Genomic DNA, 12,553 nt, shown 5'->3' with positions numbered 1-12,553 from the left:
TCCGCCCTGGGCGACGCGGGGGATCGTCCAGGGCGGACTTGACGTGTCTCGGCGCAGGTCCGGAGACGGCCGCGGCTCCGACGTCATCGCCGCCTGCATCTCGAAGGCTCGAGCGGCCGGGCCCTTCCGCGCATTCCTCCTCGGTGACTGCCTGCGCCGCGAGCCGCGTGTTCTTTCCGGAAGCGTGACCGCCCGCCATGACGCGTGTGCCCCGTTCGGGTGAGGTCGTGAAAGTTCATGGCTCAACAGTGCAACCACACACCATCTTCACGAAGAAGCGCAGCACGGGCAAGATCGTCGGGATCTGCGCGGCCGTCTTCCTCGGGCTCGTCGTCATCGGCTCCGTCGCAGGCGGCGGAGACGACAGCGCCACCGACAACAGCAACAAGGACAAGGCTGCCGCCGTCACCTCTGACAAGCCGAAAGCCGCCCGTGACGACGACGCGGACAAGACGGCGAAGGAGCAGCCGGCCGCGAAGGACCAGAGCCAGGCCGACCAGTTCAAGGACTGCGTCGCCGAGTCGGGTACCTCCGCCGAAAAGGCTGCCGTCAAGCACGTCACGAAGGTCACCGGTGCCGACAAGAGCAACGACATCCTCGACGCGGCCGAGGTCTTCACCGACTACACCGGGGGCCTCCTGAGCAAGAACAACGGCGACGCCAAGTTGATCGCGTCCGCGTTCGCGTCCTGCTACGAGTCGAAGAACGGTCTCGTCACCGTCTATGGCAGCGACGGCGACATGATTTCCAACGGCAACTACTGACGAAACCACGGACGCCGGCCCGGCATCGGCCTGGTCGCGGCCACGCCGTCCGGCGCGACGCCCCGCACCCCCGCTCCGGCGGCGGGTGCGGGGCGCTTCAGCCCACGAGGTCCAGGACCGGCAGCAGGGCGTCCGGGCGTTCTGTCGCCGGGAGGTGGTCCACGAAGTGGACCGTGCAGCCCAGGACCGCCGCGCCGCCGTCCGCCCGGCGGCTGTCGCCGACCATGACGACGTCCCGGGGATCGGCGCCGAGCGCCTCGCAGGCCACCGTGAACAGGCGGCGGTCGGGTTTCTGGACGCCGTGCTCGAAGGACAGCACGTAGGCGTCGATATAGGGGTCGAGTCCATGTGCCCGGAACACAGGGCGCAGGTCCCAGCCGATGTTGCTGACCACCGCGACGCCCACCCCGCGTTCGCGCAGGGTCCGCAGCACGTCGCCCGCGTCCGGGTAGGGCGCCCAGGCGGCCGGGGTCATGTGCCGGTCGTACAGCAGGTCGTGCAGACGGTCGTCCGGCAGTGGTACCTGCCGGGAGAGGCCGGTGTACGCGGTTCGGTGCAGCTCCTCGCTCGTGTCCCGCACGCCCCACACGCTGGCGACCTCCTCGGGGAGCCAGGAGGGCGGGGCGCCGCCGGGGAGCGCGCCCATCACCTCCAGGGCCCGCGCCGCCTCCAGCAGCTCGGCCTCGGGGAGGTCCCAGGGGGCCTCGGCGAGGGTGCCGCGCAGCCATGACTCGGTGGACTCGACACGGAAGAGCGTCCCGGAGAAATCGAACAGCACTGCGGTCATGGGTGTGATCGTAGGTGGCCGCTCGGTGCCGTGAGGCAAGATCGCGCCATGGGGGTGGGCGGGGTGCCCTGTGCGTCAGAGCGGCACTTCGTCGGTCGGGTGCGCCTGGTCCCGTGAGCGGCGGCGGATGTCGACGCCTACCGCCAGGACCACCACCAAGGCGCCCAGCAGCCAGCCTCCGACGACGTCCGTGGTCCAGTGGACGCCCAGCCACACCCGGGTCAGTCCGACCCCGGCCACCGACACGACCGCCACCGCGACCGCCGTGTGCCACACGAGGCCGACGACGCCATACCGGTGCAGCAGCCACAACAGGAGGCCGCAGACGACCGTCGCGGTCATGGCGTGCCCGGACGGGAAGGCGGCGTAGTGGGCGGAGTCCACGGGGTCGGGCCACACCGGGCGGGGCCGGTCGACGGCTGCCTTTAGTGTCTGCTGGACCAGTGTGGCCAGCGCACATGTGATGACCAGCCATACCGCCGTCCAGAGGGCGGCGTGGCGCCACACGAGCCAGATCGCCACCAGGAAGGTCAGGATCCGCATCGTCCACGGGTCCCACACCCAGTCCGTCAGGATGCGGCAGGCTTGCGTCATCGCGTCCGCATCGACGGCCCAGCCGTGTGAGGTGTCCGCGATGTCGGCGTCCAGGCGCATCAGCGGGTTCCAGCGGAGCACGACGAGGGTGAGCAGGAGTGCCGAGGCGAAGCCGAGGGCGCCGGCCCAGCGGGGGACCGTGCGCTCGGCCCTCGGATGGGGCGGGGACTCGACGGACCGGGTGGGCATACAGGGATCCTCGCCGACTCGTGGGGCGGGACTCCACTACCAATGGTGCGTCCGCGGCCCGCGCCGCGGCCATTCCGGCCGCCCCCAGGATGAACACCGTGGTCCACCGCATACCCAGGGCCACCCCGCGTATCCGTGCGCTTCTGTACGGCCGCCCGGCGGAACCCGTTCAGAGGGTCAGCAGCATCGCCAGCATCGCGATCCCCATGGACAGCCGGCACGCGCGCGCCAGCTCCGGGCGGTCGCCCCAGCCCACCCCAGGCCCGCCCGCCACGACCGGCACCATCCGGACCCCGGAGAGGAGTACATAGCCCGTGAAGTAGGCGAGCAGGACGCCCGTCAGGAGCGGGACGCCCGCGTCACCGTGTCCGCCCCCGCCCCCCGGTGCGGCGGCCATCGCCAGGGACATGTACACCATGGCGGCGGCGCCCACCAGATGGTGCAGATGGTGTCCGCCGGCCCGCGCCGACCACAGCGCGTGCAGCGCCGCCGCGCCGAACACGGCCGCGTAGACGGGCCAGGCCCAGTCGGGCGGAGTGAAGACCGCCGCGGGCACCGCCATCACCGCCATCCCGAAACCCATCAGCGCCTCGCCGCCCGCGGCCCGGCGCTGCTCCTCCACTTGGCTGCGCATCCGCAGCAGGCAGTAGGCGCCGGTCACCGCGCACAGCGCGACCAGCAGCCAGCCGGGCGAAGCCGGTCCGTGCACGCGTACCTCCCCGCTCGACGGTTCGGACAGTGCGTCGATGCCCGGGCGCGGTGGGGGCCACGCGGGCGCAGAGGTGTACACGGGGAGCGTTCGGAGGTGCACCGGCATTTGATTCACGGGTAAAACACTCGCTAAAGTGATGAAGTGAGTAGTCGAATTCCGCTTGAGGTCGCCCGCGTGCTGCGCCTCGGCCGGCCCCCGGAGATCTGGTTCAAGCCCGCCCTCAGCGTGGTCGCCGCCGTCGCCCCGCCCAACCTGACCCTGGTGGCGCTGGACCGGCTCGACCTGGCGATGTACACGATGGCCGGATCCCTGTGCGCGCTCTACGCCCACAACCGCCCCTACGCCGCCCGCGCCCGCACCCTGGCGTGGGTGCTGCTCGGCATGCTCGGCGGTCTCGCCGCCGCCCTGCTCGCCGCCTCGCTCACCGGCAGTGCCGTCGTCCTCGTCACCGTCGGCGCGGTCCTGGCCGCCGTCCAGAAAGTGCTGTGCGACGCCACCCGGATCGGCCCGCCCGGCAACGTCATCCTCACCTTCGTCAGCTCCGCCGCCCTGTTCGTGCCCCAGACGCTCGCCGAGATCCCCGGCCACCTCGCCCTTGGGGCCGCCGCCGGCGCCTGGGCCTGGCTGGTCGGCATGGCACCGGGCCTGCTGCGCCCGCACGGCCCCGAGCGCCGGGCCACCGCGGCGGCTCTCCGCGCGACGGCCCCGTACGCCGAGTCCGTGCGCGAGCACACCCGCGCCCACGCCGAGTCCGCCGCCGTGCACGACCACACCGACAGCGCAAACGCCGCGACCGCCCTGGCCGCCGCCCGCCAGGCCCTGCTCGGCGCCGGCCGCGCCACCGACGCCCGCCGGGCGCTCGGCCGCCTCCTCGACCGTGCCGAGATCGCGCTCGCGGCCCCCGCCGACGCCGACCCGGACCTGCTGCGCGCCTGGGCCCGGGACCTGCGCGGAACCGAGCCCGTACCGCTGGTCGACGACCTCACACTCCTGCGGGGCGAACCCGCCCCGCGGGACCCGCTGTGGGCGCGGGTCCGCCCCCTCGGCCGGCTCGCCGTACGTACCGCCCTGGGCTGCGCGTTCGCCGGTTACGCCTCCCTCGCGCTGGGCGTCGGCCGCCCGTACTGGGCGCTGGTCACCGCCGCCTCGCTCTACCAGGCCAGCCTCACGCTGACCTGGGGGAGGGGCGTCCAGCGCGTCGTCGGCAACCTCCTCGGCGTCCTCCTCTTCGCCGCCCTCGTGCCCCTCGCGCACACCGGCGGCCTCGCCCTCGTCCTGTGCTGCGCCGCCCTCAACTTCGGCGCCGAGGCCCTCATCGGCCGCAACTACTGGCTCGGCAGTGTCTGTGTGACCCCCATGGCCCTGCTCATCACCGAGTTCGCCGGCTTCCAGGACCCGGGACGCCTCATCGGCGAGCGCGTGCTGGACACGATCGTCGGCGCGCTCGTCGGTCTGCTCGCCGCCCTGGCCGTCCCGGACCGCGCCCGCGCGCGGGTCGTGCGAAGCGGGCGCGGGACACCCCGTACGCTCGCCGGGGCGGAACACCGCGAGGTGCCGCACCCAGACCAGCGCACACAGAGCGACACGACGGAGGGCGTACGGCCATGACGGCGACGAACGGCGGGCCGACCGGGACGCGACAGGACACGGTGGCCGCCGTGGTCCGCCAGTGGCGGACCGTGCACCCCGACCTCGACACCGCCCCCATGGAGATCATCGGCCGGATCAACCGCTGTGCCGCCCTGCTCCAGCAGGCCGAGGACGCGCCGCTGCGCCGGGCCAGCCTGAGCCGTGCCGAGTTCGACCTGCTGGGCGCGCTGCGGCGCACCGGCCACGAACTCACCCCCAGCGAGCTCACCCGCGAGACCTTCTCCTCCGGGGCCGCCGTCACCAAACGCCTCAAGGCGCTCAGCGAACGCGGACTGGTCGAGCGGCGCGGCGACACCCGCGACCGCCGGGTCGCCCACGTCCGCCTCACCGACGCCGGCCGGGACCTCGTCGACGGCATCCTGCCCGAACAGCTCGCCTACGAGACGGCCGTCCTGTCCGACCTCGACCCCGACGGCCAGGAAGAGCTCGCCTCCCTGCTGGGCGATCTGCTCACCCGGCTGGAGGGGCGGCTCGGCAGCCTGCGGGCCTGACGGGCGGGCCGTGGCTCAGATGCCGGGGCGGTAGCGCAGCGGATGTTCCGCAGGTACCTCGACCAGCACGATCGGTGTGCCGTCCGGGTCGGCGATCCACATCTCGATCAGGCCCCACGGCTCCCGCAGCGGCGGCCGGACGATCTCGACGCCCTTCGCCACCAGCTCCTCGTGCGCGGCCGCCACGTCCTCGACCTGCATCCACAGCCGGATCGCCGGTGACGGCGGGGTCTCGGACCGGCCGGAGACCTCCAGGAAGCCCCCGCCGAGGAAGTAGACGGTGCCGCGCTCGGCGCCCGTCCCGAACTCGCGGTACACCGCGAGGCCCAGCTGCTCGCCGTAGAACGCTCGGGACCGCTCGGGGTCGGTGGGACGCAGGAGGGTCCGGCCGCTCAGTACATGCACCATGCAGCCGCAGACTAGTGGCGCGTTAGGCTCTGCGGTGCCCTAGCCGCGCCCGAGATGGGGGAGAACGCACCATGGACACCGCCGCGCCCGACGCCCGTGCCGGACTCGTCTTCCGGGACGCCACCGACGCCGATGTGGACTCGATCGTCGCGCTCGTCGAGTCGGCCTACCGCGGGGACTCCAGCCGCGCCGGCTGGACGACCGAAGCCGACATCCTCGAAGGGCAGCGGACCGACCCCGAGGGTGTGCTGCAGGTCGTCAAGTCGCCCGACAGCCGGCTGCTCACCGTCGAGCGCGACGGCCGGATCGTGGCCTGCTGCCAGCTCGAGCACCGCGGGACGTACGCCTATTTCGGGATGTTCGCGGTCAGCCCGGAGCTGCAGGGCGCCGGTCTCGGCAAGGTGATCATCGCGGAGGCGGAGCGGCAGGCCCGTGCGACCTGGGGGGTGACCGAGATGCACATGACGGTGATCTCGGTACGGAACGATCTGATCGCCTGGTACGAGCGGCGCGGCTACCGCCGTACGGGCCGGATGACGCCGTTCCCGTACGGCGACGAGCGCTTCGGCATCCCACAGCGCGACGACCTCCAGTTCGAGCTGCTGGTCAAGGAGCTCGGCTGAGCGGTACGCGCCCCTGCGGGGGCGGCTACGCGGTGAAGCGGCCGGTGCGCTTGATCTCCGGGTAGTCGGTGGTCGCGCCGTCCAGTTCCAGGGCGCGGACGAGCCGCAGATGGTCCTGCGTGTTGACGACCCAGCCGATGATCCTGAGGTCGGCCTTGCGGGCGTGCTCGACGATCTCCAGGGTGAGACGTCGGATGTTGAGACAGACCGTCGCCGCGCCCACGGCGACCGCGCGGTCCACGATGTCGGTGCCGTAGCGGCTGGCGATCAGCGCGGTGCGGATCCCGGGCACCAGGCGGGCGATCTCGGCGACGGCGTCGTCGTGGAACGAGGACACCTCCACGCGGGAGACGAGATCGCGGCGGGTGATCACCTCGGCGAGCGCCCGGGCGGCGGCCACGTCCTTGATCTCCGCCTGCAGCGGCGTCCGTACCGCGTCCAGCACCTCTTCGAACACCGGTACGCGCTCGCCGCGGCCCGCGTCCAGGGCGCGGAGCTCGGCGAGGGTCTTGTCGGCGATCGCGCCGGTTCCGTCGGTCGTGCGGTCCACGTCGGTGTCGTGCATGACGACGAGGGCGCCGTCCTTGCTCAGGTGGAGGTCGAGTTCGATGACGTCGAGGCCGGCCTGCTGGGCGGCGACGAAGGAACGGAGGGTGTTCTCGGGTTCGAGACCCATGACTCCGCGGTGACCGATGGTAAGGAAGTTCAAGACTCAACTCGCTTCCGTCGACGGCGGCTCGGCACGCAGGCGAACCGGAGGGCACTGTTCGCGTGGCAGCCCGAGCCTAGTGGCCGCCGCGCGTGATGAACCCCACATGTGCACGGGGTTCGCGCTGCGTGACAGGGCACGGCTGGCAGACACGGCGGTGGGCCGTCACCCTGGGGTGGGCGAGTCCTGTGGGGATTGACCGGGGCTTGCTGGGTAGGAGCGACGTATGCCCATCTGACGGCGGCTCAATCGCATTCCTCGGGTGCGACAGGAAAAAGTGCGGTGACCTTGAGGGTGCGCAGGATAATTTCCCGAGCCTCCTCTTGCTGGGAGGAACCTCGTATGTATACGGTCTCTTTACGCGAGGTTCTCCCGTGGAGGATGGGACATGACGGAAATTCTTGTGCAGGCGGCTTCGGGGGACCAGATTCCTCCCGTGACCAGGGTGGTGGAGCACCCGGCATGGCCCGTGCTCAAGGATGCCGTGGAGCGGATCCGGCCATGGCAGTCCAAGGACGGGTCGATCGACTTCTCGGCCGAGGGCGCACCCGAGCGCGGTGACGCCGAGGCCGCCGTACGGCGTGTCGTGGAGGCCGTGGAGGAGCTTTCGCCGCTCCTGCCGCACGACGCCGCGTACCACCAGGCCCTGGTGAAGGACCTGACCCGCTGGGCCGAGGGCGGCTTCGCCATACCCGACTTCCTGGACTCGCTGCTGGCCTTCCAGCCCGCCGCGGGCCGTGCGGACGGCCTCCAGCACCTGGTCGTCTTCCCGATGTACACGCAGAACGGCAACCCCGACCGCAACCTCGAGGCCGTCGTCCTGCGCATGGTCTGGCCGGACTGGCTGGCCGAGCTGGAGCGCACCCGCTACGACAACCCGCTGTTCTGCGGCATCAAGTTCGAGGACTTCACCGCGGGCTACGACACCAACTCCGCGGTGCTCTTCCCGGAGACGATCGCCGTGCGCGAGGCGCCCGAGCGCTTCACCTGGGGCGGCATCTTCTGCGACCGCGAGGCGGCGCGCTTCCGCCGTGTCACCGACGCCGCCGTCGACATCCTGGGCCTGGAGCTGCCCGAGGACATCGCCGCGATGGTCCACGACCAGAAGCGCTGCGAGGAGGCGTTCGTCCTGTGGGACATGGTCCACGACCGCACCCACAGCCACGGCGACCTGCCGTTCGACCCCTTCATGATCAAGCAGCGTCAGCCGTTCTGGATGTACGGCCTGGAGGAGCTGCGCTGCGACCTCACCGCCTTCAAGGAGGCCGTGAAGCTGGAGGCCGAGGGCGTCTCCCAGGCCCGTGACGTGCAGTTCGCCGTCCTCTTCGACCGCATGTTCCGCTTCCCCGTCACCGGTGAGCGCGTGCGCAACTACGACGGCCTCGGCGGCCAGCTGCTCTTCGCCTACCTGCACAAGCACGACGTGGTCCGCTGGACGGACAACAAGCTGCACATCGACTGGGACCGCGCCCCGCAGGTCACCAACCAGCTGTGCGCCGAGATCGAGAAGCTGTACCGCGACGGCATCGACCGCCCGAAGCTCGTCCACTGGTTCGCCGGCTACGAGCTGGTCTCCACCTACCTGGCACCGCACCCGGGATCCAAGTGGGCCAAGGGCCCCGACGCCCTCGACCTGAGCCAGCCGCCCCGGAAACTCGTCGATGACGTGCTTCCGGACGAGTTTCCGCTGAGCATGTTCTATGAGGCCCTGTCCAAGAAGCTCAAGAACGTGATCGCCTCGACCCGGGGTATCACCGCGGACGACGCCGAGCGGATCGCCGCGTGAGCGACCGGGACACAGGCAACACGGCTCAGGCTGCCCAGGAGGCGAGGCGCATGGTGGGGAACGGTGCACTCAACGGTGCGGTGATCGCGGTGGCCGGAGCGGGCGGACCCGCCGGCCGGGCGGCACTGCGGCGGCTCGCCGAGGCGGGCGCCACCGTCGTCGGCGCGGACAACGACCCCGAGCGGCTCGCCGAGGCCGTCGACGCGGCCCGCTACGCCTCCGGCGGGGCGACCGTGACCGGGGAGACGGTCGACCTGCTCGATCTGGAGTCCACCCGTGACTGGGCGCTGCGCACCGAGAAGGAGTTCGGGCGCGTCGACGGGCTCGTCCACCTCGTGGGTGGCTGGCGCGGCAGCGAGACCTTCATCAAGACCAGCCTCGACGACTGGGACTTCCTGGAGCTGCTGCTGATCCGCACCGTGCAGCACACCTCGCTCGCCTTCTTCGAGGCCCTCCAGCGCAGCGACCGGGGGCGCTATGTGCTGATCAGCGCGGCCGGCGCCACCAAGCCGACCGCGGGCAACGCCTCGTACGCCGCCGCCAAGGCCGCCGCCGAGGCGTGGACGCTCGCGCTCGCCGACGCCTTCCGCAAGGCGGGGGGCCCCGAGGGCCCGACCTCGGCGGCTGCCATCCTGGTGGTCAAGGCGTTGGTCCACGACGCGATGCGCGCCGACCGCCCCAACGCGAAGTTCGCGGGCTTCACGGACGTCCACGACCTGGCCGACGCGGTCGTGGGCGTCTGGGACCAGCCCGCCGCCGAAGTGAACGGAAAGCGCCTGTGGCTGACCGAGCAGCCGTGAACCCTCCGAAGACCGACGCCCGCCGTCATCACGACCCGGACGTCCGCGGCTTCGCCAGCGACAACTACGCCGGCGCCCACCCCGAGGTGCTCGCCGCCCTGGCCCTGGCCAACGGCGGGCACCAGGTGGCGTACGGCGAGGACGCCTACACGGAGAACCTCCAGCAGATCGTCCGCGGGCACTTCGGTGCCACGGCGGAGGCGTTCCCGGTCTTCAACGGCACCGGAGCCAACGTCGTCGCGCTCCAGGCGGTCACCGACCGCTGGGGCGCGGTGATCTGCGCCGAGAGCGCCCACATCAACGTCGACGAGTGCGGGGCGCCGGAGCGGGTCGGCGGACTGAAGCTGCTCACGGTGCCCACCCCGGACGGCAAGCTCACCCCCGAGCTGATCGACCGGCAGGCGTACGGCTGGGACGACGAACACCGGGCCATGCCCCAGGTCGTCTCGATCACCCAGAGCACCGAGCTGGGCACCCTCTACACCCCGGCGGAGATCCGCGCGATCTGCGAGCACGCCCACGCGCACGGTATGACGGTGCACCTGGACGGCTCGCGGATAGCCAACGCCGCCGCCTCGCTGGACGTCCCCATGCGGACGTTCACCAACGCGGCCGGCGTCGACCTCCTCTCCCTCGGCGGCACCAAGAACGGCGCCGTCTTCGGTGAGGCCGTGGTCGTGATCAACCCCGACGCCGTGCGGCACATGAAGCATCTGCGCAAGCTGTCCATGCAGCTCGCGTCCAAGATGCGGTTCGTGTCGGTGCAGCTGGAGGCGCTGCTCGCCAAGGACCTGTGGCTGCGCAACGCCCGCCACTCCAACGAGATGGCCCAGCGGCTCGCCGAGGGCGTACGCGCCGTCCACGGGGTGGAGATCCTCTACCCGGTGCAGGCCAACGCCGTCTTCGCGCAGCTCCCGCACGATGTGGCCGAGCGGCTGCAGAAGAAGTTCCGCTTCTACTTCTGGGACGAGGCGGCCGGCGTCGTGCGCTGGATGTGCTCCTTCGACACCCGTGAGGACGACGTGGACACCTTCGTGGCCGCGCTCAAGGAGGAGATGGCCCGCTAGGGCTCATTCCGCCAGGAAAGCGGGCCGGCGCTGTGGCGCCGGCCCGCTCGCGTACCGTGGGCGTCCGCCCCCTGGTGCGTATGTGGGCCTCGGATACGCTCAAGCATGCGATCTCGAACAGGCGGCATGTGGTGGGGGACGACGATCGAAGCGCCGGATCCCAGCGGTTTGGCGAAGTTCTATGCCGAACTCCTCGATTGGCGCATGGGGCACGAAGAGCCGGGAACAGCCGTTGTGGCCGCCTCCCCGCAAGGACCGTTCCTCGTGTTCCAGCAGGCTGACGGCTATCGGGCTCCCGTGTGGCCACCGGCCGACGGCGACCAGCGCCCGATGATGCACTTCGACTTCCAGGTCGGCGACCTGGACTCAGCGGTCACCGAGGCGATCGCCCTGGGTGCCACCGTGGCGGAGTTCCAGCCGCGGGAAAACGTCCGGGTGCTCTTCGACCCGGCCGGCCACCCTTTCTGCCTGTGCCGCGACGACGACTAGATCAGACAGCACGTGATCATTGCTGCCGCCCGGCACTGCCGGCGGCAGCGACCGGACGGCAGATCATGGCAGGGCGAACGCTGCCCGGCGCGGTACTAGCCGGCAGCGCTCTCCGCGGCGCGCACCTGCTCCGGGGTGGGCGCGGTGCCGCCGAGGTGGGCCGGCATCCACCAGGTGTCGTTCGCGTCCTTGGGGCGGACCGGGTAGGCGCGCTGGGCGGCCTCCAGCAGCTCCTGGACGCGCTCGCGCAGCTGGCGGGTGATGGCCCCGGCGTACTTCTCCCGGGACGCCTCGATGGCCTCGCCGACGCGGATGGTGATCGGGATGTGGCTGCGCTTGAAGTTGCGCGGGTGGCCCTTGGTCCACAGCCGCTGGGTGCCCCACACGGCCATCGGGATCAGGGGCACGCCGGCCTCCTGGGCGAGGCGGGCGGCACCCGACTTGAAGCTCTTCAGCGTGAAGGACTGCGAGATGGTCGCCTCGGGGAAGACCCCGACGATCTCCCCGGAGCGCAGTGAGTCCAGCGCGTGGGCGTACGCCGCCTCACCCTGCTCGCGGTCCACGGGGATGTGCTTCATGCCCCGCATCAGCGGGCCGGAGACGCGGTGGCGGAACACCGACTCCTTGGCCATGAAGCGCACGAGCCGCTTCTGGGGGAGCGCCGCCAGGCCGTTGAAGACGAAGTCCAGGTAGCTGATGTGGTTGCTCACCAGCACGGCGCCGCCCGAGCGCGGAATGTTCTCCGATCCCTTGCAGTCGATCTTGAGGTCCCACACCTTGAACAGTGTCTGGGCGAAACCGACGACAGGACGGTAGACAAGCTCTGCCATGGACGGGGTGGACCCTTCCTTCAGTGCCTGGGAAGGAAGCTCCCAGAGGTAAGTTACGCAGCCGTAGGTTTACGGCTTGTCGCCGATCGTGCCCGAAGAACGGCCGAGGGCCAAGCCCAAGTGCCCGGATGCCGCGAGATCCTCGTCACGTCCTCACCTTGATCCACCTCGTGCTTTGGATCGCCCTTTACCCGGCGCGCACCGTCAGCCGTCGTACGAGCAGGTACATCTCACACCCCAGGCAGTACCCGAAAACGGCGTTGAGGAACGCGGCGGCCAGGGCGGCGCCGGTGGCGGCCAGGCCCAGCCACTGCGGTCCCAGTGCGTAGCCGACGAGTCCGACGACCGCGAAGACGAGCCCCACGGCCTGCGCGAAGCGCGGCGGCTCCGGCGCCTCGAAGGCGGTCGGCGGGCCGAGCCGCGGCCGCACCACCCGGCGGAACAGCACCCCGTAGGGCGAGCGCCCCACCCCGCCCGCGGCGCCCAGCGCGAACGCCAGCGTCTGCCAGGCCAGCAGCCAGGCGCTCCCGGTGACCAGGACGACCGCGAGCACCACGGTCGTCACGGCCGCCCCGAAGCGCGGCCCCCTCACATCGATGTCCATGAATCAAGCATTCCGCAACGGACGGACTTCGGGGAGGCGGGAATCTTTGC

The 12,553-nt window shown here is 71.2% G+C and carries 15 protein-coding genes; 8 read left to right on the top strand and 7 right to left on the bottom strand.

All coding sequences use genetic code 11. From position 1 onward, the window contains the following. Window positions 1–248: 248 nt before the first annotated feature. Entirely contained in the window at window positions 249–764 is a 516-nt protein-coding gene (locus KBY32_RS08425) for a hypothetical protein (protein WP_247689135.1), read from the top strand. 97 nt (window positions 765–861) lie between these two features. On the opposite strand, the gene KBY32_RS08420 is transcribed toward KBY32_RS08425, so the two are convergent. The 3 genes from KBY32_RS08420 to KBY32_RS08410 all read right to left on the bottom strand — a co-directional run bounded on the left by KBY32_RS08420 (window position 862) and on the right by KBY32_RS08410 (window position 3,043). Beyond that, complete coding sequence (locus KBY32_RS08420) at window positions 862–1,551, bottom strand: HAD family hydrolase (protein WP_210979454.1); 690 nt, start codon at window positions 1,549–1,551, stop codon at window positions 862–864. Window positions 1,552–1,626: 75 nt separating this feature from the next. Further along, the gene (locus KBY32_RS08415; protein WP_210979453.1) at window positions 1,627–2,334 is read right to left on the bottom strand and encodes a phosphatase PAP2 family protein; all 708 of its coding nucleotides are present in this window, start codon (window positions 2,332–2,334) and stop codon (window positions 1,627–1,629) included. A 169-nt stretch (window positions 2,335–2,503) separates the two neighbouring features. Next, on the bottom strand, window positions 2,504–3,043 hold the full coding sequence (locus tag KBY32_RS08410; protein ID WP_210979452.1) for a DUF5134 domain-containing protein: 540 nt from the start codon (window positions 3,041–3,043) through the stop codon (window positions 2,504–2,506). Between the two features lie 144 nt (window positions 3,044–3,187). On the opposite strand from KBY32_RS08410, the gene KBY32_RS08405 reads away from it, so the two are divergent. Both KBY32_RS08405 and KBY32_RS08400 read left to right on the top strand, forming a co-directional pair. After that, window positions 3,188–4,654: an FUSC family protein gene (locus tag KBY32_RS08405; protein WP_308293675.1), complete on the top strand. Its 1,467-nt coding sequence runs from the start codon at window positions 3,188–3,190 to the stop codon at window positions 4,652–4,654. Continuing rightward, window positions 4,651–5,187 (top strand): MarR family winged helix-turn-helix transcriptional regulator, encoded by a 537-nt coding sequence (locus tag KBY32_RS08400; RefSeq protein WP_055622231.1) that lies wholly within the window; start codon window positions 4,651–4,653, stop codon window positions 5,185–5,187. The genes KBY32_RS08405 and KBY32_RS08400 overlap by 4 nt, the downstream gene beginning before the upstream one ends. A gap of 15 nt (window positions 5,188–5,202) precedes the next feature. On the opposite strand, the gene KBY32_RS08395 is transcribed toward KBY32_RS08400, so the two are convergent. Continuing rightward, on the bottom strand, window positions 5,203–5,595 hold the full coding sequence (locus KBY32_RS08395) for a VOC family protein (protein ID WP_210979451.1): 393 nt from the start codon (window positions 5,593–5,595) through the stop codon (window positions 5,203–5,205). 71 nt (window positions 5,596–5,666) lie between these two features. Here KBY32_RS08395 and KBY32_RS08390 point away from each other — a divergent pair, with 71 nt between their 5' ends. Further along, on the top strand, window positions 5,667–6,218 hold the full coding sequence (locus KBY32_RS08390) for a GNAT family N-acetyltransferase (RefSeq protein ID WP_210979450.1): 552 nt from the start codon (window positions 5,667–5,669) through the stop codon (window positions 6,216–6,218). 25 nt (window positions 6,219–6,243) lie between these two features. Here KBY32_RS08390 and KBY32_RS08385 read toward each other — a convergent pair whose 3' ends face one another. Next, window positions 6,244–6,927 (bottom strand): glycerophosphodiester phosphodiesterase family protein, encoded by a 684-nt coding sequence (locus KBY32_RS08385; RefSeq protein WP_055622228.1) that lies wholly within the window; start codon window positions 6,925–6,927, stop codon window positions 6,244–6,246. A 388-nt stretch (window positions 6,928–7,315) separates the two neighbouring features. Here KBY32_RS08385 and KBY32_RS08380 point away from each other — a divergent pair, with 388 nt between their 5' ends. The 4 genes from KBY32_RS08380 to KBY32_RS08365 all read left to right on the top strand — a co-directional run bounded on the left by KBY32_RS08380 (window position 7,316) and on the right by KBY32_RS08365 (window position 11,069). Next, window positions 7,316–8,713, top strand: coding sequence for a DUF6421 family protein (locus KBY32_RS08380; RefSeq protein WP_210979449.1), 1,398 nt, complete (start codon window positions 7,316–7,318; stop codon window positions 8,711–8,713). Between the two features lie 50 nt (window positions 8,714–8,763). Beyond that, entirely contained in the window at window positions 8,764–9,513 is a 750-nt protein-coding gene (locus tag KBY32_RS08375) for an SDR family NAD(P)-dependent oxidoreductase (RefSeq protein ID WP_210979448.1), read from the top strand. After that, window positions 9,510–10,580 (top strand): low specificity L-threonine aldolase, encoded by a 1,071-nt coding sequence (locus tag KBY32_RS08370; RefSeq protein ID WP_055622225.1) that lies wholly within the window; start codon window positions 9,510–9,512, stop codon window positions 10,578–10,580. Before KBY32_RS08375 ends, KBY32_RS08370 begins: the two co-directional genes overlap by 4 nt. A gap of 105 nt (window positions 10,581–10,685) precedes the next feature. Further along, window positions 10,686–11,069 (top strand): VOC family protein, encoded by a 384-nt coding sequence (locus KBY32_RS08365; RefSeq protein ID WP_247689134.1) that lies wholly within the window; start codon window positions 10,686–10,688, stop codon window positions 11,067–11,069. Window positions 11,070–11,164: 95 nt separating this feature from the next. Here the strand turns inward: KBY32_RS08365 and KBY32_RS08360 are convergent, their stop codons facing one another. Then, window positions 11,165–11,899 (bottom strand): 1-acyl-sn-glycerol-3-phosphate acyltransferase, encoded by a 735-nt coding sequence (locus tag KBY32_RS08360; protein WP_055622223.1) that lies wholly within the window; start codon window positions 11,897–11,899, stop codon window positions 11,165–11,167. A 187-nt stretch (window positions 11,900–12,086) separates the two neighbouring features. Continuing rightward, the gene (locus KBY32_RS08355) at window positions 12,087–12,503 is read right to left on the bottom strand and encodes a DUF4395 domain-containing protein (protein ID WP_210979447.1); all 417 of its coding nucleotides are present in this window, start codon (window positions 12,501–12,503) and stop codon (window positions 12,087–12,089) included. Window positions 12,504–12,553: the final 50 nt, after the last annotated feature.

The organism is Streptomyces sp. RK62 (assembly GCF_018070255.1).
GTDB lineage: Bacteria > Actinomycetota > Actinomycetes > Streptomycetales > Streptomycetaceae > Streptomyces > Streptomyces nigra.
The sequence above is the reverse complement of the archived record's forward strand: the minus strand, read 5'-3'. Positions and strand labels throughout refer to the sequence as shown.